The sequence below is a fragment of the Egibacteraceae bacterium genome (assembly GCA_040905805.1).
Lineage (GTDB): Bacteria > Actinomycetota > Nitriliruptoria > Euzebyales > Egibacteraceae > DATLGH01.
In genome coordinates this window covers 1-1,290 of sequence record JBBDQS010000050.1, presented here as the reverse complement: position 1 = coordinate 1,290, position 1,290 = coordinate 1, and the positions used below count along the sequence as shown (strand labels likewise).

The window sequence follows — 1,290 nt, the reverse complement described above, 5'->3', positions numbered from 1 at the left end:
GGTGCGCCAGACCCCCCGCCGCCCGCGGGGCGCCGGCGGGCGGCGTCTACTTGTAGTTGGTGAACGTCAGGGGCAGGTCCTGGTCGTTCTGGCGCAGGAGGGCCTGGGCGTCCTGGAGGGCGTCGCGTGACTTGCCGGAGATGCGCAGCTGCTCGCCCTGGATCGCGGCCTGCACCTTGAGCTTGGAGCCCTTGAGGTCCTTGACCATGGCCTTGGCCTTGTCGCTCGGAATGCCGTTGACCAGGGAGATCTCCAGCCGGTAGGAGTTGCGGGCGCCGGGCTTGGGCTCGTCGTAGTCCAGGGACTTCAGGCTGACCTTGCGCTTGACCAGCTTGTCCTTGAGCACGTCGAGCGCGGCCATGACCCGTTCCTCGGAGTTGGCCGTGATCGCGACCGCCTCGCCCGACCAGCCGATCTCGGCGTCCGTGCCCTTGAAGTCGTAGCGCTGGACGACCTCCTTCGACGCCTGGTTGATGGCGTTGTCGACCTCCTGGCGGTCGACCTCGGCGACGACGTCGAAGCTGCTGTCGGCCATGGGGTGCTCCTCGTCGGTTGGCGGGGGTTCGGGGGGAGGTCTACCATGACCGCGTCGATCCGGTGGGATGCCCGAGTGGCCAAAGGGATCTGGCTGTAAACCAGACGGCTTAGCCTACGGAGGTTCGAATCCTCCTCCCACCACCAGCTGCTCCGGCGCCTCAGGGATCGCCCAACGGGCACGCCGGTACCGCTCGTACTTCGCGCAGAGGTTGATGCAGGTCGTCGCGGTGATCCGCGCTGAAGGCATGACGTAGATGTCGCCCTCATCGGTGAGGATGAAGAGCACGTCGGAGGCGGTCGGATCCCAGGGCTTGGTGGTGTGGAAACTCTGGTTCCCGCCAGTCGTGCAGAGCTTCACGCTGAAGTTGCCGTAGGGGCCCCGCTGCGTCGTGGTCTTGACCTGGACCTTCTGGAGGCCGCCGGCCGCGCTGTCGATGACAAGGTCGTAGGGCTGGTTGTCGCACAGCGGGACCGACACCGCGTAGCCCTCGGCGAGGAACCAGGCGATGGCCGCCCCGAGGCCGATCTCGCCCTGCTTGCGGGGATTGGTGCGCCGGATGGTCATGGTCTGGCTCCGCGGGGGTGGTCGCTGTGGTTGGTCGACCGTACGCCGGGGGTGTGACCGCCACGCCCGCCCGCGGGCCGCGTGTCCACAGATCGCCTGGTGTGGTCGGGCCCCCGGCTGATCGACCCCCGGGGCTTGCAGTCAGGCGTGCCGGTCTCAGCACCTCCATGGCGGTCGCTGCGCGACCG

The 1,290-nt window shown here is 68.1% G+C and carries 2 protein-coding genes and 1 tRNA gene; 1 reads left to right on the top strand and 2 read right to left on the bottom strand.

Translation table 11 applies throughout. The annotated features are described in order from the left end of the window. Positions 1–46: 46 nt before the first annotated feature. Positions 47–535, bottom strand: a complete 489-nt coding sequence (locus WD250_06365) for a YajQ family cyclic di-GMP-binding protein (protein ID MEX2619825.1) — start codon at positions 533–535, stop codon at positions 47–49. A 61-nt stretch (positions 536–596) separates the two neighbouring features. Between WD250_06365 and WD250_06360 the strand changes: the two genes are divergently transcribed. Then, a tRNA-Tyr gene (locus tag WD250_06360) sits at positions 597–681 on the top strand. On the opposite strand, the gene WD250_06355 is transcribed toward WD250_06360, so the two are convergent. After that, on the bottom strand, positions 650–1,102 hold the full coding sequence (locus WD250_06355) for a group I intron-associated PD-(D/E)XK endonuclease (protein MEX2619824.1): 453 nt from the start codon (positions 1,100–1,102) through the stop codon (positions 650–652). The two genes, WD250_06360 and WD250_06355, sit on opposite strands and share 32 nt — an antisense overlap. Between the last annotated feature and the right edge of the window lie 188 nt (positions 1,103–1,290).